General features: G+C 64.0%; 23 protein-coding genes. 11 read left to right on the forward strand and 12 right to left on the reverse strand.

The annotated features are described in order from the left end of the window. Positions 1 to 16 precede the first annotated feature (16 nt). A complete protein-coding gene (locus IEV58_RS02250) occupies positions 17 to 520 on the reverse strand; it encodes a GcrA family cell cycle regulator (RefSeq protein WP_188408069.1) in 504 nt (167 codons plus the stop codon). 408 nt (positions 521 to 928) lie between these two features. Between IEV58_RS02250 and IEV58_RS02255 the strand changes: the two genes are divergently transcribed. The 3 genes from IEV58_RS02255 to IEV58_RS02265 are packed head-to-tail and all read left to right on the forward strand — an operon-like array spanning position 929 to position 4079. After that, positions 929 to 2137: an aspartate aminotransferase family protein gene (locus IEV58_RS02255; RefSeq protein WP_188408070.1), complete on the forward strand. Its 1209-nt coding sequence runs from the start codon at positions 929 to 931 to the stop codon at positions 2135 to 2137. Positions 2138 to 2151: 14 nt separating this feature from the next. Beyond that, entirely contained in the window at positions 2152 to 3087 is a 936-nt protein-coding gene (argF, locus tag IEV58_RS02260; RefSeq protein ID WP_229729133.1) for an ornithine carbamoyltransferase, read from the forward strand. Further along, positions 3084 to 4079, forward strand: a complete 996-nt coding sequence (locus IEV58_RS02265; protein ID WP_188408071.1) for an Hsp33 family molecular chaperone — start codon at positions 3084 to 3086, stop codon at positions 4077 to 4079. The genes argF and IEV58_RS02265 overlap by 4 nt, the downstream gene beginning before the upstream one ends. Here the strand turns inward: IEV58_RS02265 and IEV58_RS02270 are convergent. The 4 genes from IEV58_RS02270 to IEV58_RS02285 all read right to left on the reverse strand — a co-directional run bounded on the left by IEV58_RS02270 (position 4073) and on the right by IEV58_RS02285 (position 6589). Next, a complete protein-coding gene (locus tag IEV58_RS02270; RefSeq protein ID WP_188408072.1) occupies positions 4073 to 4915 on the reverse strand; it encodes a transporter substrate-binding domain-containing protein in 843 nt (280 codons plus the stop codon). The two genes, IEV58_RS02265 and IEV58_RS02270, sit on opposite strands and share 7 nt — an antisense overlap. Positions 4916 to 4944: 29 nt before the next feature. After that, positions 4945 to 5538, reverse strand: coding sequence for an SCO family protein (locus IEV58_RS02275; protein WP_188408073.1), 594 nt, complete (start codon positions 5536 to 5538; stop codon positions 4945 to 4947). A 12-nt stretch (positions 5539 to 5550) separates the two neighbouring features. Next, positions 5551 to 5748 carry a hypothetical protein gene (locus tag IEV58_RS02280; protein ID WP_188409119.1) on the reverse strand — a complete coding sequence of 66 codons (198 nt, stop codon included), beginning with the start codon at positions 5746 to 5748 and terminating at the stop codon, positions 5551 to 5553. Between the two features lie 265 nt (positions 5749 to 6013). Next, on the reverse strand, positions 6014 to 6589 hold the full coding sequence (locus tag IEV58_RS02285) for an NADPH-dependent FMN reductase (protein ID WP_188408074.1): 576 nt from the start codon (positions 6587 to 6589) through the stop codon (positions 6014 to 6016). An 87-nt stretch (positions 6590 to 6676) separates the two neighbouring features. Here IEV58_RS02285 and IEV58_RS02290 point away from each other — a divergent pair, with 87 nt between their 5' ends. Continuing rightward, positions 6677 to 7075, forward strand: coding sequence for a winged helix-turn-helix transcriptional regulator (locus IEV58_RS02290; protein WP_188408075.1), 399 nt, complete (start codon positions 6677 to 6679; stop codon positions 7073 to 7075). A 57-nt stretch (positions 7076 to 7132) separates the two neighbouring features. Next, positions 7133 to 7372 (forward strand): hypothetical protein, encoded by a 240-nt coding sequence (locus IEV58_RS02295; RefSeq protein WP_188408076.1) that lies wholly within the window; start codon positions 7133 to 7135, stop codon positions 7370 to 7372. 3 nt (positions 7373 to 7375) lie between these two features. Here IEV58_RS02295 and IEV58_RS02300 read toward each other — a convergent pair whose 3' ends face one another. Then, the gene (locus IEV58_RS02300; protein ID WP_188408077.1) at positions 7376 to 8185 is read right to left on the reverse strand and encodes a hypothetical protein; all 810 of its coding nucleotides are present in this window, start codon (positions 8183 to 8185) and stop codon (positions 7376 to 7378) included. 625 nt (positions 8186 to 8810) lie between these two features. Here IEV58_RS02300 and IEV58_RS02305 point away from each other — a divergent pair. Then, positions 8811 to 10457, forward strand: a complete 1647-nt coding sequence (locus IEV58_RS02305) for a lysine--tRNA ligase (RefSeq protein WP_229729134.1) — start codon at positions 8811 to 8813, stop codon at positions 10455 to 10457. 1 nt (position 10458) lies between these two features. On the opposite strand, the gene IEV58_RS02310 is transcribed toward IEV58_RS02305, so the two are convergent. Continuing rightward, positions 10459 to 11094 (reverse strand): S24 family peptidase, encoded by a 636-nt coding sequence (locus IEV58_RS02310; protein ID WP_188408078.1) that lies wholly within the window; start codon positions 11092 to 11094, stop codon positions 10459 to 10461. Between the two features lie 166 nt (positions 11095 to 11260). On the opposite strand from IEV58_RS02310, the gene IEV58_RS02315 reads away from it, so the two are divergent. Together IEV58_RS02315 and IEV58_RS02320 are read left to right on the forward strand one after the other, a co-directional pair. Then, positions 11261 to 11611 carry a DUF952 domain-containing protein gene (locus tag IEV58_RS02315; RefSeq protein WP_188408079.1) on the forward strand — a complete coding sequence of 117 codons (351 nt, stop codon included), beginning with the start codon at positions 11261 to 11263 and terminating at the stop codon, positions 11609 to 11611. Then, positions 11608 to 12687, forward strand: coding sequence for a quinone-dependent dihydroorotate dehydrogenase (locus tag IEV58_RS02320; protein WP_188408080.1), 1080 nt, complete (start codon positions 11608 to 11610; stop codon positions 12685 to 12687). The genes IEV58_RS02315 and IEV58_RS02320 overlap by 4 nt, the downstream gene beginning before the upstream one ends. On the opposite strand, the gene IEV58_RS02325 is transcribed toward IEV58_RS02320, so the two are convergent. From IEV58_RS02325 to IEV58_RS02335, 3 genes are all read right to left on the reverse strand, one after another. Next, positions 12674 to 13903: a BaiN/RdsA family NAD(P)/FAD-dependent oxidoreductase gene (locus IEV58_RS02325; protein ID WP_229729135.1), complete on the reverse strand. Its 1230-nt coding sequence runs from the start codon at positions 13901 to 13903 to the stop codon at positions 12674 to 12676. The genes IEV58_RS02320 and IEV58_RS02325 overlap by 14 nt on opposite strands. Before the next feature lie 63 nt (positions 13904 to 13966). Next, on the reverse strand, positions 13967 to 14599 hold the full coding sequence (locus IEV58_RS02330) for a response regulator transcription factor (protein WP_188408082.1): 633 nt from the start codon (positions 14597 to 14599) through the stop codon (positions 13967 to 13969). Further along, a complete protein-coding gene (locus tag IEV58_RS02335) occupies positions 14589 to 16028 on the reverse strand; it encodes a sensor histidine kinase (protein WP_188408083.1) in 1440 nt (479 codons plus the stop codon). Before IEV58_RS02335 ends, IEV58_RS02330 begins: the two co-directional genes overlap by 11 nt. A 299-nt stretch (positions 16029 to 16327) precedes the next feature. Between IEV58_RS02335 and IEV58_RS02340 the strand changes: the two genes are divergently transcribed. The 3 genes from IEV58_RS02340 to IEV58_RS02350 all read left to right on the forward strand — a co-directional run bounded on the left by IEV58_RS02340 (position 16328) and on the right by IEV58_RS02350 (position 18568). Beyond that, positions 16328 to 16903: a helix-turn-helix domain-containing protein gene (locus IEV58_RS02340; protein ID WP_188408084.1), complete on the forward strand. Its 576-nt coding sequence runs from the start codon at positions 16328 to 16330 to the stop codon at positions 16901 to 16903. Between the two features lie 124 nt (positions 16904 to 17027). Beyond that, complete coding sequence (locus IEV58_RS02345) at positions 17028 to 18161, forward strand: helix-turn-helix transcriptional regulator (protein ID WP_188408085.1); 1134 nt, start codon at positions 17028 to 17030, stop codon at positions 18159 to 18161. Between the two features lie 197 nt (positions 18162 to 18358). Beyond that, positions 18359 to 18568, forward strand: a complete 210-nt coding sequence (locus IEV58_RS02350; RefSeq protein WP_188408086.1) for a hypothetical protein — start codon at positions 18359 to 18361, stop codon at positions 18566 to 18568. A gap of 90 nt (positions 18569 to 18658) precedes the next feature. Here the strand turns inward: IEV58_RS02350 and pbpC are convergent, their stop codons facing one another. After that, on the reverse strand, positions 18659 to 20731 hold the full coding sequence (pbpC, locus tag IEV58_RS02355) for a penicillin-binding protein 1C (RefSeq protein WP_188408087.1): 2073 nt from the start codon (positions 20729 to 20731) through the stop codon (positions 18659 to 18661). A gap of 5 nt (positions 20732 to 20736) precedes the next feature. Further along, a complete protein-coding gene (locus tag IEV58_RS02360) occupies positions 20737 to 25923 on the reverse strand; it encodes an alpha-2-macroglobulin family protein (protein WP_188408088.1) in 5187 nt (1728 codons plus the stop codon). Positions 25924 to 26063 lie beyond the last annotated feature (140 nt).

The raw sequence follows: 26063 nt of genomic DNA on the forward strand, positions 1-26063 counted from the left end.
TTTTCATTTTCAATGATCAGCCGGCCGCGGCGCGTCGTTCGCGCCTCCGCTCCGAGACCGTCTGATAGGCCATGCGGGCGTGATAGTCGCAATAGGGCGCGCCGGGATTGGTCTTCGAGCCGCAGAAGCGGAAGTCGGATCGGCTGGGGTCACCGAGCGGCCAGCGGCACATGCATTCCCTCAGTTCCATGATGGTGACGCGCTCGCAGGAGAAGGGCATCACCTCCGCTTCCTGGTGCGGCATGGGCGAGGGCAGCGCGACCGGCGTGGGCGCAAGGGCGACATTGCCTTGGGTTGCAAAGCGCGGACGCGGCTGCGAGTGCTGTGGTGTCGCGCGCGGGCGGCGTGGTGCCAGGCTCGGCGTGGGTGACTTGACCCGGCCGGAAAGGCCGAGGCGGTGCACCTTGCCGATCACCGCATTGCGGGTAACCCCGCCAAGCTCTGCTGCGATCTGGCTGGCGCTGAGGCCGTCCTGCCAGAGTTTCTTTAGCAGTTCGACGCGTTCGTCGTTCCAGCTCATGGTTTGTCCCTCACCCTTTAGACGGAATCCGATAGCGTCACCAGGTTGTGCGCCCGGTGCTGCTACGCGCCGCTCGTGTCTCGGATGTCTGTCTGCACGAGATGTCGTGCTTTAACGTTTCGGAAACTACAATATGCGCGGACTCGCCCGCAAGAGTCCGAAAGGGGAACAAAAATGACTTTCCCCAGCCGATGCGGCAGGCGGCCATGTCATCGTCAATTTTTACCCAATTCTTTGGGGGAGGCTGAGGACGTCCCGCGGCCGTTCGGAGAGCGGGACCGAGACGCTTGCCGCAAAATCATTGACAGGCGAAGAGCACTCCATAGAATCTCTTGCACCTAGGAGGTGCCGCTTCTCCACAGCGGCACCTTTTGTTTTTCCTCATGCCCGGTTGATGGAGTGACTGCCGTGTCGTCTGCCCTGCTTCCTGTCTATGCCCGCGCGAATATCGCATTCGAGCGGGGAGAAGGTTCCTGGCTCATTGCGACCAACGGCGAGCGATATCTCGACTTCGGCGCGGGCATCGCCGTCAACGCCCTGGGGCACGCGCATCCCCACCTCGTGGAGGCGCTGAAGACACAGGCGGAGAAGCTCTGGCACACCTCCAACCTCTTCCAGATCCCGGACGGGCAGCGCCTGGCCGAGCGCCTTGTTGCGGCGACCTTCGCCGACACGGTCTTCTTCACCAATTCCGGTGCAGAGGCGCTTGAGGCCTCCATCAAGATGGCGCGGAAGTATCAGTCCGCCAAAGGTCATCCCGAGCGCTATCGCATCATCACCTTCCAGGGCGCTTTCCATGGCCGCACTCTGGCGACGATCGCCGCCGGCGGCAGCCCCAAGTATCTGGAAGGCTTTGGCCCCACTGTGGAAGGCTTTGATCAGGTTCCCTTCGGTGACATCGCTGCGGCGAAAGCGGCCGTGAGCCCTGAAACGGCGGCAATCCTGGCGGAACCCATTCAGGGCGAAGGCGGCATCAGGGTCATGTCCAATGAGGCGCTGCGCCAATTGCGCCAGCTTGCCGATGACAATGGCCTTCTTCTGATCTTCGACGAGGTGCAGACCGGCGTCGGCCGCACCGGCAAACTGTTCGCCTATGAACATGCCGGCATCGAGCCTGACATCATGGCCATCGCCAAGGGCATCGGCGGCGGGTTTCCCATGGGGGCCTGCCTTGCCACCACGGAAGCCGCATCGGGCATGACCGCGGGCGTGCATGGCACCACCTTCGGCGGCAATCCGCTGGCCATGGCCGTTGGCAATGCGGTGCTCGATGTGGTGCTCGCGCCGGGTTTCCTGGAGCACATCCGTTCCGTTGGGCTACGCCTGAAGCAGCAGCTTGCATCCATCGCCGATCGCCATCCCAGCGTGGTGGCGGAGCTGCGTGGCGAGGCGCTGATGCTGGGCCTGCGATGCCTCATCCCGCCGGCGGATGTAGTCGCGGCCTTCCGTGATGAGAAGCTTTTGGCCATTCCGGCGGGCGACAATGTGGTGCGCCTGCTTCCCCCGCTCGTGATCACCGAGGAGGAGGCCGCTGAGGCCGCCCGGCGCATCGATGCCGCCCTCGGCAAGCTTGAGCAGACGCTCGCGGCGCAACCCGCCGCTGATGCGTCCGTCTGACTTTGGAGCCTTTTATGATGTCCAATTCCCTTCGGCATTTTCTCGATCTGTCGGACCATTCCACCGCAACCCTCAGGGCCATCCTCGACGCCGGCAAGGCGATGAAATCGCGCCGCCGCACCCCCGCCGCCAAGAGCGACCGGCCGCTGGAGGGCAAGGTCATCGCCATGATCTTCGAGCAGCCGTCGCTGCGCACCCGCATGTCGTTCGATGTCGGTATCCGCGATCTCGGCGGACAGCCGCTCATGGTGTCGGGCCAAGAGATCGAGCTCGGCGAGCGTGAGGCGCTGTGCGACACCGCCCGCGTGCTCTCGCGCTATGTGGATGCCATCATGGTGCGCATGCTGGATCACGATAAGCTGGTGGAGCTTGCAAGCCACGCGACCGTGCCCGTCATCAACGGCCTGACAAAGCGCTCCCACCCGTGCCAGGTGCTGGCCGATGTCCTGACGTTCGAGGAACGTGTCGGCCCCATCAAGGGCCGCAAGGTAGCCTGGACCGGCGACAGCAACAATGTGCTGGCCTCCTGGATCCACGCCGCCGCGCGTCTCGATTTCCAGCTTGCTGTCGCCACGCCGCCCGAGCTTGCCCCCCGCGATGATCTCATCGCCTGGGCCAAGCGCGAAGGCGCGCAGCTCAACCTCGGCAATGATGCCCATGAGGCTGTCAGCGGCGCCGACTGCGTGGTCACCGACAGCTGGGTTTCCATGGGTGACAGCGATGGCGAATACCGTCACAACCTCTTGCAGCCCTACCAGGTGAACAGTGACCTGATGGCGGCGGCGGCAAAGGACGCGATCTTCATGCATTGCCTTCCCGCCCATCGCGGCGAGGAAGTGACGGATGAGGTGATCGACAGCGCCCAGTCCGCGGTTTTCGATGAGGCCGAGAACCGCCTCCATGCGCAGAAGGGCGTGCTGGCTTGGTGCTTCGACGCACTGCCGGCATGAGCGATCTCGGTCCGGAATCCCTGATCGACGGTCCCGACGACCGAATCCTTCCCTTCCAGGTCGAGGGGCTGGACGTGCGCGGCCGTGTGGTGCGGCTTGGCCCCAGCGTCGATGCCATGATCGCGCGTCATGGCTATCCCCCCATCGTCTCCAAAGTGCTGGGAGAGGCGGTGGCGCTGACGGCCCTGCTCGGCTCCTCGTTGAAATTCGAAGGGCGGTTCCAGCTTCAGACCAAGAGCGACGGCCTCATCGACATGATCGTGGTCGATTTTGAGGCACCGGACCGCGTTCGCGGCTATGCCCGCTTCAATGAGGAGGGCGTCGCTGCGTTAAAGGATGCGCGGCTGCCCACGGGCGGCCTGCTGGGCCGCGGCCATCTTGCGCTGACCATCGATCCTGGCGGCGACATGGCACGTTACCAGGGCGTTGTGCCGCTCAGCGGCGAAAGCTTGGAGGATGCGGCGCATCAGTATTTCCAGCAGTCGGAGCAGATCCCAACCCGGGTGCGGCTCGCCGTGGCTGAGGCCTGGACGGGTGGCAGCATCCCAAGTTGGCGCGCCGGCGGCCTTCTGGTGCAGTTCCTGCCGGAAGCGGGCGCGCGGGTGCGGGTCAAGGATCTTGATCCCGGTGACGCGCCGGAAGGCGCCGCCGTGCCTGCGGAACCCGAGGAGGATGACGCCTGGACCGAGGCTCAGGCTCTCGTGGAAACCATCGAGGATCATGAGCTGATCGACCCGATGGTGACCAGCGAGCGTCTCCTGTTCCGCTTGTTCCATGAACGGGGGGTACGTGTCTTCGACGGCTCCGGCGTTCAGGAGAAATGCCGCTGCTCCCGCGAGAAGGTGGAGACCATGCTGCGTCAGTTTCCTGAAGAGGACCGGCGCGACATGGTGGCCGACGATGGCTCCATCGTCGTCACCTGCGAATTCTGCTCCACGAGGTACCGTTTCGATCCCGATGATCTGAAGCCTCGCGGTGGCGAGGATCAGTAGATCCCGATCGGGAAGTACTTCAGGTAGATATTGCCGAAGATGCCGTTGCCGTTGGTGACATCGAGCGCGTGGTCCAGCGCATCGCGCAGCCGCTCATCGCCACGGCGCACGGCGATGGCGAAGCCCTCGCCGAAGTAGCGGCTGTCGATATAGGGGCCGCCGCGGAAACCGCAGCAGGAGCCTTCCTCCGTAGCCAGCCAGGAGGCGAGCGAGGCTCCGTCACCGAAAAGATAGGATGCTTCGCCTGATATCAGCCACTGATAACCATCGGCATGGCGGTCATAGGAACGGGTCCGGACCGCGGGAAAGAAGGTCTTGATATAGGCCTCATGGGCACTGCCGGCCGCGACGCCGATGGTCTTGCCCGCCAGCGATAGTGGCGTGATCTCTTCGGCGGGCGCATCGGCGAGGGCCACGAAGCGGGCCGGAAGCTGAAGATACCGTTTGGTGAAATCCAACGTCTTGCGGGTTTCTGCCGTTGGCCGAAGCCCCGCGATAATGGCGTCCGCGCGTCCGTCCGCGAGAGCCTTCGGCAGGTCTTCCCAGGCAAAGGTCTCGATGGTGCAGGAAAGCTGCAGAGCATCGCACAGGGCCCGGGCCAGATCTATGTTGAAGCCCGATGGCTGTCCGGTGGCATCGACGGCCTGGAACGGCGGGAATCCGTCGGATGTCGCAAAGCGAAGGCTGGTGCGGCCGAGCAGGTCAGGGCTCTCCGAGCGCAGGGCCGGATCGCGATAGCTTGGAATGAAGACCTCGGTGGCCGCGGGCGCCGATGGGGCGGGTTGCTCCTGCGCCTCGGCGACGAGCGGCAGCGCAAGGACCGCAACAAGCACCATTGTTCTCGCGCGGAAAACCATCTGGCCGATCACAACTGGCGCTGGATATCTGCGGCCACCTCTTCGGCGGGACGCTCCATGTTGAGGGGCGCCACAAAGTCCCCCTCGCTGTCCATCAAATAGACGACAGCCGTGTGGTCCATGGTGTAGTCGCCACCTTCGGTCGGCACCTTGCGGTAATAGCCGCGATAGGCCTTCACCATGCCATCAATGGCCTCCGGCGAACCGGTCAGCGCCCGAATACGCGGGTTGAAGCTGGAGATATAGCGGGCAAGGATATCCGGCGTGTCACGTTCCGGATCCACCGACACGAAGAGCACGGATATCTTTTCGGCGTCATCGCCAAGGGCGTTCAGGGCTTCCGACAGCTCGAACAGCTTGGTGGGGCAGATGTCCGGGCAGTGGGTGAACCCGAAGAAAACCACGAAGGGCTGGCCGCGCAAACTCTCGTCGGTGACGGTCGCGCCGGTCTGGTCTTGAAGGCTGAACGGCCCACCGACGCTGGAGCCGGCGGATGACTGGCCGGCCTGTGGCGCCAGCTGGGTTGCGGCATAGACCAGAACCAGAGCTCCGAGCACGAACAGAGCGGCGGCGATGATCACATTGATGCGCTTGGTGGCCATAGAACTTCGCAATCAGAAACAAGACATGATGCCTGCGACCAGCATCTCGAAGAAAACGGCCGCACCGCCTTGCGCCCAGAGCGCTGCGGCGGCGGCCACGAGGCATACACCCACTATGCTGGCGAGCCAAATCACCAGCCGGTCAACAGGCTTGTTCCGGGTGATGTTCTGTCCTGCCTCCACGTCGTCGTCCTGTTCCGATCCAGCCAAAGCTATTTTACACGGGTGTGAGCGATGGAGGAAGCACGGGAGAGGAAGCACCGGACATCGTCTGAGATGTCCCGTTTTTAACGCGCAGCAGGATCTGGAAAAAAGAAAGGCCGTTCACGAGGAACGGCCCAAGTCTAGGGAGGAAACGCCCAAAGAGGGCAGGAGTTTTATAGCTCGTGTGGGTGCGGCGCACCACGTATCATTTCGCAACCGCGATATGCACTGTCTGCATGGCTTCAATTTACTTGTAATACTTTCGTCGCGCTCACTTCCGCTCAGCGCGCAGCGGCTGAAGGGCCTCCGTCCAGCGCGCGAGCTCCTTGAGCATCTCCGTGGCGCCTGCGATCTGTAGATCGTTGGCGGCAAACCCGGCTTCGCTGTCGATCTGGCCGTGAACCATCGGCGCCATGACCCCCTCTGGAATCGCGACCATCTTCAAGGAGGTCAGGAACTGCTTTGTCACCTGAGCCGAGCGCAGCCCACCCGATGCGCCGCCATAGCTGACGATCCCGGCCGGCGCGTAATTCCATTCCCGCGACAGGAAGGTCAAGGCGTTCACGAGCGAGGAGGGCGGTGCGAAATTATACTCCGGCACCACGAAGACGAAGGCGTCGGCACGGCGGACGCTGGCGCTCCATGCCTTGGTGTGCTCGTGCTTGTAGTCCTGCTTCGCAGGATGCACGGGCTCGTCGTAAACGGGAAGGTTGAAGCTGGCGAGGTCGACCAGCTCGGTTTCGAACAGTCCCTGCTGCGTGGCGAAATCGTTGAACCACTTCGCCACATGAGGGCCGACGCGGCCTGGACGGGTGCTGGCGATGATGGTTTGAAGCTTGAAGGCCAATGCAATCTCCTTTGGGCAAGACTGGTGCCGTTTTGTAACCAGGGCTATTTATGTGACTATGGGGAGTAGCGGCAAGGAGGCACATAGATGGAACCGGGAAACATGCATGTAACCGAGACCTGCCGGCCGGTGACCGAGATCTTGGCCCGGATCGGCGATAAATGGAGCATCCTGGTGGTGAAATGCCTCGCCGACGGACCGATGCGCTTCAATGAACTCCGTCGCGGTATCGGCGGGATATCACAGCGCATGCTGACGCTGACCTTGAGGGGACTGGAACGCGACGGGCTGGTCTCGCGGACAGTGACGCCGACCGTGCCGCCTCGCGTCGACTATGAGTTGACCGAACTCGGACACTCTCTGCAAGCCGCTGTGCGCGCCCTGGGCGATTGGGCAATCGCCAACCGTGCGGCCGTGGAGGCTGCTCGATCGCGTTATGATCTTGCTTTGGCATCGGCCTCCCCGCCGTTGCGCCGCACCGGCTGAGGCGGAACCGCCTTTCATGACGGGCCGTTTCCTATCTGCCAGATGGAGACAGGATCGATGACCAAGATCACTTACGAGATCGTGCAGCACAACGACGGCTGGGCTTACAAGGTGGGGGATGTCTTTTCCGAGACCTTCTCCGACCGTGAAACGGCACAGGAGGCAGCTGCAGTCGCGGCCCGGGAACAGAGGTTGCCTGATGATACCCATGACATCGAATATCAGGACGCCCAGGGGCGATGGCACACCGAAAGTTCAAGGGGTGATGACCGCCCTGAAACCGATGTCGCGGGCTGACGCCTAGCGGGCCTTGATGGTCAGGCGCAGCCGGCCGTATCCGGACGGTTCTTCATTCTGATCCAGCGGCATCCGATAGCCGAGATCGACATCGACGCTTGCCTGGTAGCTCTTGCTTGCCAGATCAAGCGCGGCGTGGCTCGTCAGCTTCGGCTCGATGGCGACGCTGCTCGAGAGCGTCGCCAGATCCTCCACGGCAATTCGCGGCGTGATCTCCGCCCCGATCCGCCAGTTGTCGCTGGGATGGACGACCCGGCGAACACCCGCATAGCCGTTCAGGCTCTCCGACTGTCCCAATTCGCGATAGGCGCCGGCAGCCGCACCTCCCCAGAACAGACCCGTCTGCTGCGCCGGAGCTCCGCGGGCGGTCTCCATTCGCCAATAGAAATGCGCAGGCGTGGAGGCATCGCCGGGCTGAACCATTTCGGTCGACAGCGTAACCGGTGTGCTTGCCGATCGAAGCCGCACCCCGACGCCCCGGTCCTGCGGAGGCCGCGGAAGGGAGGGCCATGACTGCTGGGCGGAGGTCAGCCCCCAAGCTGTCAGCTCGGGTGTGACCTGTCGCTTGGCGAGCGAGGGGCGTGCGGCCCGAGGCGTCTGAGCGACAGGAAAGGCGACAGGCTTGTCCAGGGTAAGGGCGACGGTTTCGCCAAGTCCGTCGCACAGCAAGCGTACGTCCGCCGGCAGGTCCTGGTCAAAGCAGGACATTTCAACCGCATCGGAAACGATGACATCTTCGACCGATTGCGCGCGCACGCTGGTTGCGATCAAAGCACTCGCCACGGCCAGTATTTGAAATGAAATGGATGACATGGCGTCGTCCGCAGCTCGAGGTCCCCGGCGCTTCAACGCCGCCTACTATCACGCTGCGCCGCAACGGCGACGAACCACAAAAGGGTAACAAAGGCCTATCTCGCGATCAATGCCTGTCGTGATTAACCTTTCAGTTCAATAGGTTGAAGTAAAGGGTAAGGTCGCGCGCCCCGGAGTGCTGCATTGCACCAAAGTTCAGAACTGCGGCAGAAATGGCCACAAGCTGTTGGCCAGGTGGACCACGGCCGCCACGCAGAGATAGCCCGTCGCCATGATTAACACAGCTTCAACGGTGCGATCTGTCGGCGGTTCATGAAGTTCATATGACACAAGAGGCTTTCTGACGTCGCGACGTGGCCAAAATGCGGCGAGAGGCGGCAATTTCTGCTGGAAACTGAGGTTGTATCGAGGCTCCATTGCAACCGCTGCAGCGCAATAATATTTGTTTTTGTAGGAACTAACAAGTTCCATAATACAAAAGAGTCAGCGTTAACCTTTGCCGGGTTGACTGCGAGCATCTTCGTCACAAAACCGAGAGCATTCGGGCTGGAGGAGACGCCCTGGCGTTTGACGCCTCGCCCCGTGGCTGGCTATGAGAACGGCTTGTCCGCGCCTTCAGGAGAATATGATGTCCGTCCACGAACTGGCACAGCTCGCCCAGACCTCCGCTGCCTGGCCGTTCGAGGAAGCACGCAAACTGGTCGCGCGGGTCGAACGGCGCGGCGTCAACCAGCCGATCCTGTTCGAAACCGGCTACGGCCCTTCAGGCCTGCCCCACATCGGCACCTTCGGCGAAGTGGCTCGAACCACCATGGTGCGTCACGCTTTCCATGTTCTGACAGAAGACCGGGTGCCGACGCGGCTCGTCTGTTTTTCCGACGATATGGATGGTCTTCGCAAGGTGCCGGACAATGTTCCGAACCGCGAGGCGATGGCGGCCTATATCGGCCAGCCGCTGACCCGTGTGCCGGATCCCTTCGGTTCCGAACACGGCTCCTTCGGCGCCGCCAACAACGCGCGCCTGCGCGCGTTTCTCGACCGGTTCGGCTTTGATTATGAATTCATGAGCGCGACCGAGGCTTACGGCTCCGGCCGCTTCGACCAGACGCTGCTCGCCATGCTGCGCGCCTATGATGCCGTCATGGATATCATCCTGCCGACGCTTGGCCCCGATCGCCGCGCCACCTACTCGCCATTTCTGCCGGTCTGCCCACGCACTGGAAAGGTGCTGCAGGTGCCGATGATCGCGCGCGATAAAGCGGCCGGCACCATCACCTATCTCGATCCGGAGACCGGAGAGAAGATTGAGACGCCGGTCACGGGCGGCCGCGTGAAGTGTCAGTGGAAGGCGGACTGGGCGCTCCGCTGGACTGCTCTTAGCGTCGATTATGAGATGGCCGGCAAGGATCTCATCGACAGCGTCATGCTCTCCTCCAAGATCTGCCGCGCCATCGGTGGCACGCCGCCTGAGGGCTTCAACTACGAGCTCTTCCTCGACGAGAAAGGCCAGAAGATCTCCAAGTCCAAGGGCAACGGCCTCACCATTGAGGATTGGCTTGCCTATGCAAGCCCAGAGAGCCTGTCGCTGTTCATGTATCTGAAGCCCCGTGAGGCCAAGCGGCTTCACTTCGACGTCATCCCACGCAACGTCGACGAATATTTCCAGCACCTGGGCGGCTATGCACGGCAGGAATGGAAGCAGAAGCTCGGAAATCCGGTATGGCATATCCACACCGGGCAGCCGCCGGTCATCGATATGCCGGTGACCTTTGGCTTGCTGCTCAATCTTGTCTCGGCCTCCAACGCGGAAAACCGCGATGTGCTCTGGGGCTTCATACGCCGTTACGCACCGGATGTGACGCCAGAAAGCCACCCCAAGCTGGACGAACTGGTGGGCTATGCGTTGCGTTATTTCGAGGATCACGTCCGGCCCTATAAGACGTTCCGCTCCCCGGATGAGGTGGAGCGGAGTGCCCTGGCAAGCCTCTCGGAAGCCCTCGCGGCCCTGCCCGAGAGCGCGACGCCGGAGGAGGTCCAGGCCGTGCTTTATGACGTCGGCCGTGCCGTGCCGCGTTATCAGGATTTCAAGGCGAAGGGCGCCACACCCGAACGTCCGGGTGTGTCCATTGAATGGTTCAATGCGCTCTATCAGGTGCTTCTGGGGCAGGAAAAGGGACCGCGCCTCGGCTCCTTCGTGGCCCTGTACGGGATCGCCAACATGAGGGCCCTGATCGAGCGTGCCCTGAACGGGGAGCTGGCCGCCGCTGCCTGATCTACTGGCTCGCCCAGATGATGCGGGCCACCCATGACACGTCGGCCAGGGTGAAGCTGCGATCGGTTTTGCCGGCGCCGACGGGCGTCAGTTCCATCACCTTGACGGTGCGGCGCTTCAACTCGCCGGCAACGAGCTCGCCCTTCGTTGTCCGCACGATCACCCGATCTCCCCGTCGTATCTCCGTGGTGGGTGAGACGAGAATCCTGTCGCCGTCGCGGTACAGCGGCAGCAGACTGTCCCCGGTGATCTCGAGGGCATAGGTGTGCTCGTCGCCGAAGGCGGGAAGGCCGATCTCATCCCAGGCCTCCTCGCCTTTGGGAAAACCGGCATCGTCGAAAAAGGCATCCTTGGCGGCTTCGGAAAAGCCGATCAGCGGGATGGAGCGCCGCGGCCGGGCACGGGAATCATCGGAAATGAAGCCGATGAAGGTGTCCATGGTGGTGGAGGTAGCATCCAGCGCCTTGGCAATGGACTCCGTCGAGGGCCAGCGCTGGCGTCCGTCCGCACTGGACCGCTTCGACCGATTGAAGGTCGTGGGATCGAGCCCCGCGCGCTTCGCAAGCCCTGAGGGCGACAGGTTGTTGCTCTCGGCCAGCGCATCGAGCGCTTTCCAGATCTGGCTGTGGGTGAGCATTTGATCATTCTCCGCGGCGGAGTGCCGGGTCACGTGCAGGTGATAGGAAATATTGCCTTCTTTGCGCGCCGTCCAGACCGCTTGAGCGCCATGGTGAACACCGGCTTGGCGCAAACCGATACGATCGCGCTTGAATGATGCGGCTGTCCTTTCTATCCAACCGATCATGACCGCTTCTCTCATCTTCAAGATCATGACTGCTGATCAGTGGAATGCCGCCAGGAGGCAGGGCTGCTTCAGCGGCGCCCCGGTGGATCTGGCCGACGGCTACATCCACTTCTCCACGGCAGCCCAGGCGGCGGAGACGGCGCGCCGGCATTTCGCCGGCATGAGCGATCTTGTCGTCGTCGCTGTCGAGCCATCTGCTCTGGGAGACGCGCTGCGCTGGGAGCCCTCGCGCGGCGGTGATCTCTTTCCTCACCTCTATGGCACTCTTCACCTTGCCGCCGTACGCTGGGCTCAGCCTCTGCCGCTCGATTCCGACGGCGCGCATCATTTTCCGGAGTTCGACCAATGATCAGTGCGGCATGGCCCTTGGCCCGGTTGGGCTTCTCCCTTCTCGATCCGGAAACGGCGCATCATCTGACCATCGCCGCGCTCAAGCGTATGCCGCCTCAACGGCGGAAGGCGGACGATGCAAAGCTCGCGACGACCGTTGCAGGGCTTTCCTTTCCCAACCCGCTCGGGCTTGCCGCGGGTTTCGACAAGAACGCGGAAGTGCCCGCTGCCATGCTGGCGCTGGGGTTCGGTTTCGTGGAAGTGGGTACTGTGACACCGCGGCCCCAGCCCGGAAACCCAAGGCCACGCATGTTCCGTCTGACCGAGGACGGCGGCGTCATCAACCGCCTTGGCTTCAACAACGAGGGCCATGACGCCATGCGCATGCGCCTGGTCGGGGGGCGGCCATCGGGTCTCCTCGGCATCAACATCGGGGCCAACAAGGACGCGGCGGATTTTGCGGCAGACTATGTCGCCGGCATCGGCGCCCTTTCGGCCTTCGCCGATTATTTCACCGTCAATATTTCCTCGCCCAACACGCCGGGCCTGCGCGATCTTCAGGCGCGAGCCGCCCTCGATGATCTTCTCGCGCGGGTGATCGGGGCCCGTGACGCCACGGCCGAGCGCCCGCCGGTCTTCCTCAAGATCGCGCCGGACCTTGAACTTGGCGGTCTCGACGATGTGGTCGACGTCGCTCTTGCACGCGGGGTTGATGGTCTCATCGTCTCCAACACCACCATCGCCCGACCGGCCACTCTCAGAAGCTCCTACGCCTCGGAAGGCGGCGGTCTTTCCGGCCGGCCTCTGATGCGGCGTGCGACCTGGGCGCTGGCGCAAACCTTCCTGCGCACAGAGGGACGCGTGCCGCTCATCGGCGTCGGCGGTATCGACAGCGCGGAGGATGCCTGGACCAAGATCCGCGCCGGCGCTTCGCTGCTCCAGCTCTACTCGGCCCTCGTCTACCGCGGCCCCGCCCTCATCGACGACATTCTGAACGGACTGAAAGGCAAGCTGGCGATCGAGAACACGCAGCTGCCCCAGGTCATCGGCCGTGACGCCGACACCATCGCCAAAGAGGACGTCAGTTCGGTTTAGCGTCCTCTGCCAGCCAGGAGCAGACCCCGCTGGCGGCGGCAGCGCCGGTCGCGAAGCTCGCCTGCAGGAGGTAGCCGCCCGTGGGGGCGTCCCAATCGAGCATTTCGCCGCAGATGAAGGTGCCTGGCCGGCTTCGCAGCATGTAGCGGCCGTCGATCTCGGTGAAACGCACGCCTCCCGCGCTGGAGATGGCGCGGTCGATGGGCATGACGCCGTGGACGTGCAGGGGCAGCGCCTTGATCCTGCGCGCCAGATCGTGCGGATCAGCCGGCGGTTTGCCGCTCTCGCGCAGTAGCCCCACGGCAACCGGGGCAAGGCCGGCCGTCTTGCGCAGGAAGGTCGAGAGCGATTGCGAGCCGCGCGGCCTCTCCAGCCGTTTTCCCAGTTCGGCTTCGTCAAGATCGGGGCGCAGGTCAACCGTGACCTTGGCCTCATCCTGTGCGTCCAGCATCTGCCGGATGGCGGCGGAGAGCGCGTAGACGATGCCGCCCTCAAGACCGCCGCGCGTCACCACGGCCTCGCCCCGGCGGGTGACGGCTCCAACGGTCATGGCGATGCGTTTCAGCGGGTGCCCCTCGAATTTGTCCGCGAAGAGGTCGCTCCAGGAAAGCCGGACGCCGACATTGGAGGGGGTCAGGGCGGCGATGTCGACCCCCGATGCTTCCAGGATCGGCACCCAACGGCCGTCAGACCCGAGCCGGGGCCAGCTGCCGCCGCCGAGCGCGAGCACCGCGGCCTCACAAGAGCGTGTCACCCGCCCTGCAGGTGTCTCGAACAGGAGGTGTCCGTCCGAGGTCCACCCCTGCCACCTGTGGCGCAGCGCCAGCACCACACTGGCTCCCTCAAGCCGCTGCAGCCAGGCCCGAAGCAATGGCGAGGCCTTCATGGCCATCGGAAACACCCGTCCGCTGGAGCCGATAAAGGTTGGCTGCCCCAGATCCTCGGCCCAGGCGCGCAAGGCCTCGGGCGGAAACGCACGGATGGCCTGCTCAACCCGCCCGTCGGCTCCGCTGTAGCGTGCCAGGAAGCGATCCAATGGTTCGCTGTGGGTCAGGTTGAGGCCGCCGCGCCCCGCCATCAGGAACTTCCGCGCCGGCGAGGGCATGGCGTCATAGACCGTGACGGCGTGGCCTTCGGCGGCCAGCCTCTCGGCGGCCATCAGGCCTGCGGGGCCGGCACCAATCACGGCAAGGGAGCGGGGGGAGATACTGGACAAGCGGGCACGCTGCTTCGGTGGGTCGGCCATGTCTTGCCGGTCGCGGCGTCATCATGCAACCGCCTATAGATCCTCCGCGTCCAGATGGCCTTTCGCAAGGATGGCCATCGTCACCAGGGATGAAAGCGTATCGGCCTGCATCTTGTTCATCAGATTGGCGCGATGGATCTCAACCGTGCGCGGGCTGATACCAAGGCGATGGGCAATGATCTTGTTCGGCTGTCCGGCCAAAAGCCCCTTGAGAACATCGCGCTCCCGTCCCGATAGCAACGACATGCGCCGCACGATTTCAGCCCTCGAACCGTCCTGCGCGGGAGCGGCCCGGACATTGCGCTCCAGCGCCAGTGTGACGGCCGCCACGATATCGTCTTCGAAGAAAGGTTTTTCGATGAAGTCCAACGCGCCCATTCTGATCGCTTCGACCGCCATGCGGATGTTGCCGCGCCCGCTGATGACGATCACCGGCAGATGAATGCTCTCCCTCTTCATTATTGTCAGGAGGTCCAATCCCGTGGCGCCGCGCATGCAGACATCGGTGATGACGCAGCCATGGGCGGCAGGACTTCCTCTGGCGAGGAAATCCTCCACCGAGGCGTAGGTTTCGACCTTGAAACCGGAAGATTCCAAGAGGAAGCTCAATGAATCCCGTGCGGCGGCATCGTCGTCGATGACATGGACCACCGCGCTAGCCTGCATAGGCCATCTCCCGCGCCGGGCGCAGCGTGAAGTGGACCGCCGCTCCGCCACCGACAGGTTCCGTGGCCCAGATGTTCCCGCCGTGAGCCTTGATGATGGTTTGGGAAATGGACAGGCCGATACCCAACCCGTCCGACTTGGTGGTGATGAAGGGCTGGAACAGCCGTGACGCCACCTGCGGCGGAATTCCAGGCCCGCTGTCCAGAACGCTGACCATGATCAAACCATCCCGCGTTCTGGTTGTCGAAATGCGGATGTTCTGACGCAACTGCCCTTCCATGGCTTCCATGGCGTTACGAATGAGATTTATCAGGACCTGCTCGATCTGGATGTGATCGGCCAGGACCACTTCGGCTCCTGCGCTGATGTCATGGCGGATGTCGATCCGCTGCCCCTCGCATGTTGCGGTCACCAGACTGACGGCTTCGTTGATCACTTCAGCAAGATCCACGGCTTGAATCTCGATCTCGCCGCGCGTGACGAAATCCCTGACCCGCCGCAGGATGGCGCCGGCCCGTAACGCCTGGTCCGACGCCTTGCCGATGGCGTCTGAAATCTTGGCGCTGCTCTCACCGCCGAGGCCGATGGCCAGACGCCGGGCACCGTTCAGGTAATTGGCGATCGCCGTCAGCGGCTGGTTGAGCTCATGTGCCAGGGCGGAAGCCATCTCACCGAGCGCGGTCATGCGTGAGATATGGGACAGCTCGGCACGCATGTCCTGAAGCCGGGCCTCCGAATTTAGCCGCTCGCTCATATCCCGAATGGATATGGTGTAGGAGGGACGGCCTTCGATCCTCATGACGCCGACGGACGCCTCCATCGGAAAGGTGGTCTCATTTTTGCGCTGGCCAGTCAGCGTGAGGGTTTTCGTGCCGCGGTCGCTGAGGAGATCGGACGATGTTTGCTGCGGCGAAAACAGCAAGGCCGTAAAATCTCTCCCGAGGACGTCCGTTAAGCGCCATCCGAACAGCCTTTCCGCGGACGAGCTGAAGGATCGGATCAGGCCGCCGGCATCGACCACGACGAGAGCATCGGGCGCAGTGTCGAAGATGGATCGCAGATGCGTCTCGCGCACAGCCAATTCACGCATGGCCGCGTCTGCTTTTGCCCGGGTCCGATGCTGCACATGAGCGCTGCATGCAACGCCGAAGCCGATGGCGAGGAAAATGAAGGAATTGACCCATTCCGTCAGGTCCAGCCCATCCTGCTGTTGCAGCCAGACCGAGGCAGCCGCGGCGATGATCGTGGTGAACGCAGCCGAGATGAACCCGCTCAGTGCCGCGATCAGCACCGAGGGTATCATCAGAAGGAAAATAGTGCGGAAGTCGATCACCTCATTAATGGCGAGACGGCAAACGAATGCCGTCGTGCCGAGCGCAAAAGCAAGAACAAACCAACGCCATCTGAAGCCTTGTACGGAAACAGGCATGACCCCTCACTAGAGGAAGGACGGCTGGCGACCGTTGCTGCGACAAGATCAAGCTATACGATCACCGTCGTCTTGGCGATGATCTTCTGTCACAAGATTACAGTAAAGAACTACGTAGAATCCCTGAGTCGGTACACCTCTTTTCATGGTCTAGGCTTTAGACAACCTGGGAGGGTATGGTCATGCTTCTTATTCAGGAGCCTGCGAGGCTGCGTGCATCTTTTCGTGAGGTGGCACCAACAACGCCATCGGAGGCATTGTTCCAACTTACCCCTGATGTTTCTCTATCCGGAATAAGGATGAGCTTCCGCTCCGGCGAAGAGGTCCATGGCGAGGGCGAGGCGGCGGAGATGCTCTACCGTGTCACGTCGGGAGCCGTGCGGGCCTTCAACATGCGGCAGGACGGGCGAAGGCAGATCGAAGGGTTCTATCTGCCCGGAGACATCTTCGGCCTGGATGTCGGCGCCACGCATCACGTGTCGGCCGAAGCGACCATGAACAATACATATGTGGTCGCCATCTGGCGGTCGACCCTGGAAGAAGTGGCTGCCCGCGACGCCTCTCTGGGCCGGGAGGTCCTTCAGCTGATCAACCTGGAGTGGCGACGTGCGCGGTACCATGCGCTCCTTCTGGGGCAGAAGAGTGCCATCGAGCGCATCGCCGGCTTCCTTCTTGATGTCGCCAGGCGGCAGGGCAGCGACTGTGTCGCCAGCCTTCCGATGAGCCGCATCGATATCGCCGACTACCTTGGCCTGACGATCGAGACCGTATCCCGAACTCTGACACAACTGGAGCGGGAGCGGATCATCGCCATGCCTTCCCTCCGTCAGGTGCGCATCGTCAATCGATCCGCGCTGATCGCTTGGGATGTCTGATTTCAGATTACCCCGCCTGAACGCCGCCCTCGTTGCTTCAGATAGCCAGCCATCCACGGTTTGTGCAGATCAGTGTTTTCCCGAATGGCTCGGTCGTAATGCTTCCCCTCTTGCTTGAGGTCTGATGATGACATTGCACATTGACCTGATCGAGCAGACCCCCACCTCTGCCAAAGGTTGGAATTATGCGGACAGCGCAGCGGCCTTGGAGGCTTGCTGCGGGACGCGCTCCTTGCCCGAATGCCTGAATGCCATAGTCGGCGCGCAGGGGCTGGATGCGAGCATCATGCTCATCGAGATGATGGGCGGAGCCGCAAGGGGGCGCTGTTGGTACCGCCGGGCGCGCTCCATACCTCAGGCGGCCGCCATGGCCTGCCTGCGCCAGTTGCGCCAGCCGAGGCTTGATCTCGTTTTCGAGAGCTACGCCTCCCTTGAGCCTGAGCAAGAGGAGCCGAACTGCTGTCTCGCTTTTTGCATCGAAGACAGCACCGACGGGTCTCGTTACATCATTGCCGCGCTGTTGAACCGCCGGGGCGGCCAGACGACCTCAGCGGACAGGGACGCCGTTACCGACCTCGCGCCGAAGCTTGCCGAAACCCTCTGGCATTATAAGGCATCGGCGCGGGGGACTTTGCTGCGGGAGTTGGAGAGCACAGTGGCTCAAAGCGTGCCTTGGGGGCTTATGGCTCTGTCCTGGTGGGGCACAGTCCTGGCACACAACGGCATCGCCGGTGAGATGTTGAGGCAGGGCGATGCACTGAGGATGCAAGGGAGGCGGCTGTGCTTCGCACGCGCGGCGACGGCGCGTCGTTTTCTGACCCTGACAGAGGCGGTCATTCTCCAGGCGGCTTCCGAGCCGCAGAGCGAAATGGCGCTGCCGGTGGTGGATACGACGGGAACTCTGCGTTTTGCCCTTAAGATCATTCCCTATGATCGCGGGCCAGCGGGGCCGGGCGATGCCGTGGCCATGGTGATGCTTGCGGATCTGGCGGCACGGGCCGGGGTCAATGAATGTGTGCTGGCATCGGCTTTCGCCCTATCGGCAAAGGAGGCTCGGCTCGCGTCGCTCCTTGGCAACGGATGCAATCTGGATGAAGCCGCGCAGAACATGTCGATCTCGCGGAACACGGCCCGCATCCATCTGTCCCATGTGCTTCACAAGACGGGGGCACGTAACCAGGTGGCCCTGGCTCGCCTGTTGGCCCGCCTGCCCGCCTCGCGTGGCAGCGCTTTCAGCTCCGCTTTTCTCCAAGGCTAATTGAAATGGATTAATCGCCCCGCTTCATTGCTGAGAAAATGGTTAATAGGGTGGCGAGAATAGCAAAATGATAATCGCCAGCTCATGAGGACGTCCATAATTCTTTTTATGAGGCGGCAGGGGCGATTATTGCGAAAGTTGTATTCTTGGCTCCTGCCGCAATCTTTCTCTCTAATCCTATAGTCCGGAGCGGCGCTATGGCGGGCAACTCATGCCGTAACTATGCTGTGCATATTCAGCGGCACTGGCTCAGATCGGCTGACGATGGTGAAAGTGAGGTGGGGCAGAACCAACACGCCGGCGGCGAGCCGAACGAACGTCGCAACATGGATAAATATGACATCGAGCAGGTCAACTGGATCACGGACGATGATCCGAAGACCGAGGAAACCGCTCCTCGCAAATAATGACCTCGCGGCCGGGGATCGATCTGACAAGGCGCAGCGGTTCCCAATCCACTCGCGTCAGACCACCGGTCCGATATCCGCGCCCGATACCTAATCAACCCGAACCTGAGCCTGGGCAGAGGCGCCTGTCGCGTCGATCACGGAAATGTCGAGAAACCCCGGCCCGGCCGTCGGCCAACTGGCCTCGCGGCGGTGCATCGGCGAGGAAATCGGTTGGCCGTCGATCAGCCACGTCATGGGCGGAACGCCTCCATTCGCCTTGAGTGCCAGTGGATCCTGGCCGCCACTGAGATCCACCCGCGCGCCGTCTGGCGGATAGGCGATCTCCAGCGGCGGAATCGCAGAAGCTGCTGCACCCCCGACCGGACCCAGGCGCTGCAGCGCGGCTGGCAGCTGGGCGGTGGTCCCATGCCACACGCCGGACGGCGCCGGCGGCAGCGGCGCGCGTTCGGGTGAAACGCGTGCGAAGGCGTCGTAGAGAATGGGGGCAGCCGCCATTCTGCCGACCAGTCCAGGTGAAGACGCACCATCGGGCCGCCCCACCCAGACGGCGACCGTATACCGCCCATCAAAGCCCACGGCCCAGGCATCACGATAGCCATAGGAGGTGCCGGTCTTGAAGGCGATACGCCCGCCGCTGGCACTCGGCGGTGGCGGCGCTCCTGCAAGGGCGTGCGCCACCATCCATGCGGCCGCCGGGGTGGTCAGCGGCCGCCGTGGGGCGATGGGCGGTGGAGAGGGATCAAGCCGCGTCAGCAGCGGTACGCTTGCGCCGCCACGGGCGAGGCTGGAATAGAGCTGGGCGAGGTCGGCAAGCGTGATGCCGGCGCCGCCGAGGCCGATTGCCAGGCTTGGTGCCGCGCCGGAAGGCAAGACAAGGCGGACGCCGGCTGAGGTTAGCCGACTCATGAACCGTTGTGGTCCAACCGCGTCGAGCACGGCGACGGCGGGTACATTGAGCGAGAATTGCAGGGCCTTTTCAGCGGTCACGGTGCCCTGAAAGCCATCATCGAAATTCTCCGGCACATAGGTGCCGAAGCGCGTCGGGCGATCTTCAATCAAGGTCTGCGGATGTGCGATGCCATCCTCGAAAGCCAAGGCATAGATGAAGGGCTTCAGTGCGGAGCCCGGTGAGCGAACTGACTGGGCAAGGTCCACATGACCCGCTCGGGCCTCGTCGAAATAGCCGGCCCCGCCCACATGAGCCAGCACCGCGCCTGTCGCGGTCTCCACCACCATGATGGCCACAGAGATTTTTGTCCCCATGGCGTGAGCGCGCTCGCGTGCCAGCGCCTCGAGCTGCTCCTGCAGAGGACGATCTATGGTGAGCTGGATCCGGGATGCGCCCGGTGTCTCGGCAACGGCGTGTTCGGCGAGATGGGCTGCGAGGACCGGAAAGTCGCGGCGGCCATCCGGCACGGGTTCGTCCTTGGCGGCCTCCGCTTCAGCAGGTTCCAGGGCGCCGGCCACCGCCAGCCGGTCCAGCACGCGGTCGCGCGCCCGGCGGGCGGCAGCAGGGTCCCGATCCGGTCGCCGCGCTTCGGGCGATTGCGGCAAGGCGACGAGGAGAGCGGCCTCTCCCGGAGAAAGCCGCGTCGGCTCCTTTCCGAACCAGGCAAGGCTGGCGGCTCGAACGCCTTCAAGATTGCCGCCGTAGGGCGCGCGGGTGAGATAGATGTCGAGTATCTCGTCCTTCGTGAGCTGGCGCTCCAAAGCGAGGGCGGCGCCGATTTCGGCCGCCTTGCGTGTAAACGTGCGGCTGCGGTCGGGCGTGAGCAGCCGCACCGTCTGCATGGTCAGCGTCGAGCCGCCCGATATGATGCGGCCATGGATCAGCGCCTGGCCCGCCGCGCGCATCATGGCGCGCGGATCCACCCCATGATGGTCGCGGAACCGTTTGTCTTCATAGGCCATCAGATAGGCGATGAGGCGCGGGTCAACCTCTCCTGTGGTGGCCGGCAGGCGCCAGATGCCATTACCGGTGGTGAAGGCCCGCAGCAGGCGCCCGTTGCGATCAACGACGAGGGTTGATCCCTCACGCGCATCCTCGAGCGGAGGGGCAGAACGCGTCGCGATCCAGCCGCCGCCGATAGCGGCCGCTCCGGTCAGGACGGCGGCGCTGAGAACGGCCGCCTGCAACAGACCCCTGCCGGTGGCAGCCATGGCGGCTACCGCGCCGCCGTCACTTCAACCCGCCCGGTCCCGGTGCGGGCGAAGCGTTCCGGACGATACATGTCTTCCACCGTGGCCGGCGGATGGGCATAGGAGCCGGGGGCCACTGCCCGCACCACATAGGCCGCGCCGTAGTTCCCCTCGTTTCCTTGCGTGCGGTCGAAGGCCGCGACGAAACGGTCGTCACGAAACTCGGCATGTTCCGCCTCGCCCTGCTCCGGCAGCCAGGAGAGGGTGGCCGTGTCACCGCTCTTCAGGAGGCGGGGGTTGTCGATCTCAAATCCCGCCGGCAGATGGTCGACCACCAGCACCCGCCCCGGCCTCGGCTCCGGTTCCGTCACCGTCAGCACGACCACCAGTTGTTCGTTCTGCGTCACCCTGGAGGGGTCGGTTTCCTGCCCCTCCATGGTGTAATAGCGGCGCGTCAGGATGAAGCCTTCTTCTGCCGGGCCTTCCGGTTCGACAGGGTTGCCCGACACGGTGACCGACAGGCGCAGAGGTTCGCTGCCGATGCTTGCGATCTGCACCGGCTTTTCGTTCAGATCTTCCACCGAGAAATCACGCTCGAACTGGCCGCTGAACTCCGCGCCTCCCACGGTCAGCCGCGACTTTGCCGCTTGCTCGCGGAAAGCGCGCGCCGCCAGCACCATCCAGGCGTTCTCCTGCGTGGAGAGGGCGCGCGGCTCGGCGGCAAACTCATCGAGCCGTTTTGACACGGCGGGCACGATGGCCGACGCCGTGTCGGTTTCCGCGGCAAGCGCCAGTATGGCCGCGCCATCGCGCAAACCGCTGCCGTAGTCGGTGCGGCTGTCAGCGTCACCGCTTTCCTCGAGCATGTCGCGCGCCGAGGCAAAGGCGCTCTCGGCCCGATCCCTGTCTCCCATGATCGCAAGCGCCGCGCCGACCTGAGCCCGTGCAAGCGGCGTTCCGAGCGCGTCCAGCTTGGCATCGGCCAGGTAACGAAGATCGCCGATCCTGCCGCGCCCGTTCCGGGCCAGCACATAGTTGGCATAGGCCGTGTCCGCGCCGCCGCCGTCTTCCACCTCACCCTGGTAGGAGAGCGTGTTCTTCAGCTGGTCGAGGGCCAGCGACATGGCGCGCTCAGGCACATCATGGCCCTTCTCCCGCGCGCGGGTGAGAAAGTCCGTGATATAGGCGTTCAGCCAGAGGTCGCCGGAACCCGTGGACCAGAGGCCGAAGCTCCCGGTGGAGTTCTGCCGGGCAAGCACACGCGTGATGGCCTCCTCGATCCGCTGGCCGACAGGCACGCCGGCAAACAGGCCGGTGGCGTCGAGATCCGACACATAGAGGAGCGGCAGCGCCTTGCTGGTCACCTGCTCCGAACAGCTATAGGCATATTGGTCGAGCGCGGCGAGGCGGCCCGCCACGTCGAACGATGACAGCGGCCCGGCCGAGATGGTCACCCGGCTGGTATCCGGCAGGAAACCGGCGACGAGAGCGCCGCCGATCTCGGCGTGGTTGTTTCGGATCGCGACCGGCAGCCGCCGCGCAACCGCAGGCTGCGCGGGACGCACCATCAGGGCAAGCTGCTGGTCGTAAACCGCTCCGTCAGGCCCGGTAAGCGTAAGGGCGAGCTCAGCCGCGCCGACGCCGGTTCCTTCGATAGCGACGTCGACGGTCTGCCGCCCGTCCGCCGCCAGCGCTATCGTATGCTCACGGGCTCCTGAGACGGTGACGGGGCCTTCGGCGTCGATGGCGAGGCGATAGTTTCCGGCAGGACCGCGGGCGTTGTGAAGATCGAGCCTGACGCGGGACTGGTCGCCCACGGCAAGGAACCGGGGCGTGGCGGCGGTCACCACCACCGGATCGGCAACGGTGACGTCGGCTTCCGCTTCACCCAGCTTATCGGCGGTCCAGGCGATCGCCATGACTTTGACCTCGCCGTTGAACTGCGGCAGGTCGAAGGAAACCTCCGCCTTGCCCTGCGCGTCGGTTTCGACGATGCCGGAGAACAGCGCCAGCGGCTCCTGCGTCGGCGGTGAGGCCTGGATGCCGCTATCAGGCATGTCGCCGCCGCTGCGGATCGCGCCGCGCTCGGCGCGCATTCCGTCGATGAGCTGTCCGTAGAGATCGCGCATCTCGGCGCCGAGGCCACGCTGGCCATAGAACCATTCCGTCGGCTTGGGTGCCTCATAGCCTGTCAGGTTCAGGATGCCGACATCCACCGCCGCCACAACGAGGCGGGCGGTTTCGCCGGCACCGAAATTGCCCACTGTGATCGGCACTGTCATGATCTCGCGTGGCCGTGCCTCCGCCGCTGCGTCGAGCGAGAGGTCGAGCCGCCGCGAGGTGGCGTCGGTGGACAGCCAGGCAAGCCCCACGGCCCGGCCAGGCATGCGGCTCGCCTTTTCATCCAGCGGCCGGGCGAGGCTGACCAGCACATAGGCGCCGGCACCCCAATCGTCCCCCACGCTGAGAGGCACCTCGGCCTCGCCCGCCGCGACATCGACCGTCTGGATCGATCGCACCGTCTCATCGACCACGGCGACGGTGGCGGTGCCGGCGAAGGGGGCCTCGATCCTGAGCTGCGCCGTTGCTCCGGTGGGATAGGAGGGCTTGTCGAGCGCGACCGGGAGCGCATCCGGCGTGTCGGCATTGGCGCTGGCATTCCAGCCGGCGTCAAATTCCACGCTGGTCGCGGCCTTGGCATCGGAGGTGGTGACCTCAAGGCGATATTCACCCCAACCCACTTTGGCCGATATGCGGGCGGCGGCGTCAGCTGCGGTGTTCACCGTGCCGTTGGCGACGCGGGTGGTGCCGGTGATGGTCTCATAGCGCCAATTGCCGTCCTCCTGATACCATTGATAGCGTCGCTCGAGCCGGCTCAACTCCCATTTCAGGGGTGCAGCCGCGCGCGCATTGTCCGGCGCCAGCAGGACGACGTCGAAATTGGCGGTCTCGCCTTCGCCCACCCTGTCGGCGAACAGCGGCCTCACGCCGATGCGCGGATTGGCCGGTGTCACGGGGAGCGCGAGGGAGCGTTCGATAACGCGCCCGCCCGGCTCGCGCAGGCTGACGCTGATGCCGGCTTCCAAGGTTTTGGTGGTGGCGGGCAGTGTCGCAGGCAGAACCACCGAAAGCTGCGCCCGCCCTTGGGCATCCGTTGTGGCCGGCACCAGAGCGGTGCGCACGGGAGCAAAGCTCTCGTCGGCAAGACCGAAGCGGTAGTCGGCATAGCCTTCAGGCGCTTTTTCGGCCTCGCGCACGGTAAGCTCGCCACCGGCCGCGAGCTCCGCGGCGGGAGCGCCATAAAGCCAGCGGCCCGTCAGTTCCACGGTTGCCGGACGGCCGGCGGCGATGGCGGCGGCTTTCGTGCCGATCTCCATGTCCAGCCGCTCCGGCACGTAATCCTCTACCAGGAAGGCTGTCGCGCCGAGAACCGGGCCTTTCGGATCGGCATAGGCCCGCACCCGCCAGGTGCCGGTGGTGGCGCTGTCGATCAGGTCGAGGTCATAGGTGCGGCCTCCGTCGCCTGCATCGGCCACCAAGGCGCGCCTGTCTTCCGCGCCATCCGGCCGTTGCACGACGAGCGTCAGCGGCAGGCGCTCCGCGAGCCCTTGGTGATCGCGCAGAAGCGCCGTGACATGAACCGTTTCGCCGGGTCGATAGACGCCGCGCTCGGTTACGACGAAGGCATCGAGCGGCCCCGGCGCCGGGCGGCCCTTGACGCCGCGGTCCGACAGGTCGAAGGCCGCCTGCGTCATGTCAAGGAAGGCATAGTCGCTGTCGCCGGCCCGCGCGGTAACGAGCGCGGGAGCCGATGCGCCGGTGCCGCGGGCAAGGCCGCCGGGAAAGCTGGCATAGCCGTTGTCATCGGTGGTGGCGCTTCCCAGGATTTCATTGGAGCGGGCGACGAGATCGAGCGTGGCGTCCCGCACCGGTTTGGCGGTGGCCAGCGACCGCACCACGACATGGACGCCGTCCCGCGCCGAGATCGAACTGATGCCAAGGTCCGAGACCACGAACCACTGGGTGGCATAGGTCTCGTTCCAATCAGGCTCTCCGCTGTCCTTCGGCCGTGCCACCAGCACATAGACGCCCGCCTCCAGCGGACCTGCCGCTTCGCCGACAGGAAAAGCGGTGGTGACGTCCTCATTGAGGCGGCTTTTGACGGGCATGGATCCCGCCCAGACCTTGGCGCCCTGGGATTGTGTCAGATCCTGGAAGTCGCCGCTGTCGAGCTGCTTCTGGAATTCGCCCGAGATGACCGCCGGCGCGAGTCCCCGGTCATTGATGCGGTAGAGCTCGGCATTGACCTCGTCGGTGTTGACGGAGACGAGGGGTATGCCGTTCTGACCACGCGTGGGCAGCACGTAATTGCGGCCGGTGAAGCGGACGGAGGCCGAGCGGTCGCGGACATAGAGGGTGAGGTCCACCGTCTTCAGGAGGTCCTCGCCCACGGACGAGGGCAGGCCGGAGCGAATATGCGCCTCATAGGTCTCGCCATGCCTCAGGCCGTCGATGCAGAGCTGGCTGCCCTCGGCGGTCACGGCCGGGCGATCCATGCCTTCCACCGATACGAAGGGGCTGAAATCCATGCGGCCTTCAGCCAGCGTCTCGGAGAAGTTCACACAGGCGCGCGGCGCGGCGGCATCATTGTCGATGGTGTAATCCACCATGCGGAAGCCATGCTCTTCGCGAAGCTGTTCGTAGGTGGCACGGATCTCGGCATTGGCGGCGAGCCGCAGGCTCGCCGCATAGGCATCGAGCGCCGGGCGGAACTCATAGCGCGCCGCCGAAATCTCGGCGAAAAGGGCAAGGGCCCGCGCCTCCGCCCGTGCGTCGGGTGAAAGAAGATAGGCCTTATAGGCGGCCGCTGCCGCGTCGCGCTGAAGGGTATAGCGGTTCTGGTCATCGTCGATGCGGAACTTGGCAACCGCCAGATTCCGCCAGGCCTGCTCGCTGGCGGGATCCTCACTCAAGGCGGCGGCGAAGCGCTGGGCAGCGGTAGGCCAGTCGCTGGCTCTGACGGCGGCAACGCCTTCCTTGATCCAGTCGGCGGCCGGTTTTCCCTGTCCGCTCGCCTCGCGCTTCAGCTGCGCTTCCAGCCGCAAGGCCTCCTGCGCCATCTCCGGCCGTGCGAAGGTCTTGTCGGCAAGCGCCTGGGCCGGCAGCGCCAGAAGCAGCGCGAGAACGACGGCAAGACGAGAAAACACGGCCATGGGATCACCCCGAAGAGTCTCGCGGGAGAAAGCCCCGCTGCTGCCGTGCCAGCATAATCTCGCCTGTCCGCATGCGGGAAGGGCCGGTCTGAAACTTTCGTTGCAGGCCTTTCGGCAAGGTTATGGCTGCCGTCACAAAC

This window comes from Agaricicola taiwanensis, from assembly GCF_014635245.1.
In the GTDB taxonomy this organism is placed as follows: Bacteria; Pseudomonadota; Alphaproteobacteria; order Rhizobiales; family Methylopilaceae; genus Agaricicola; species Agaricicola taiwanensis.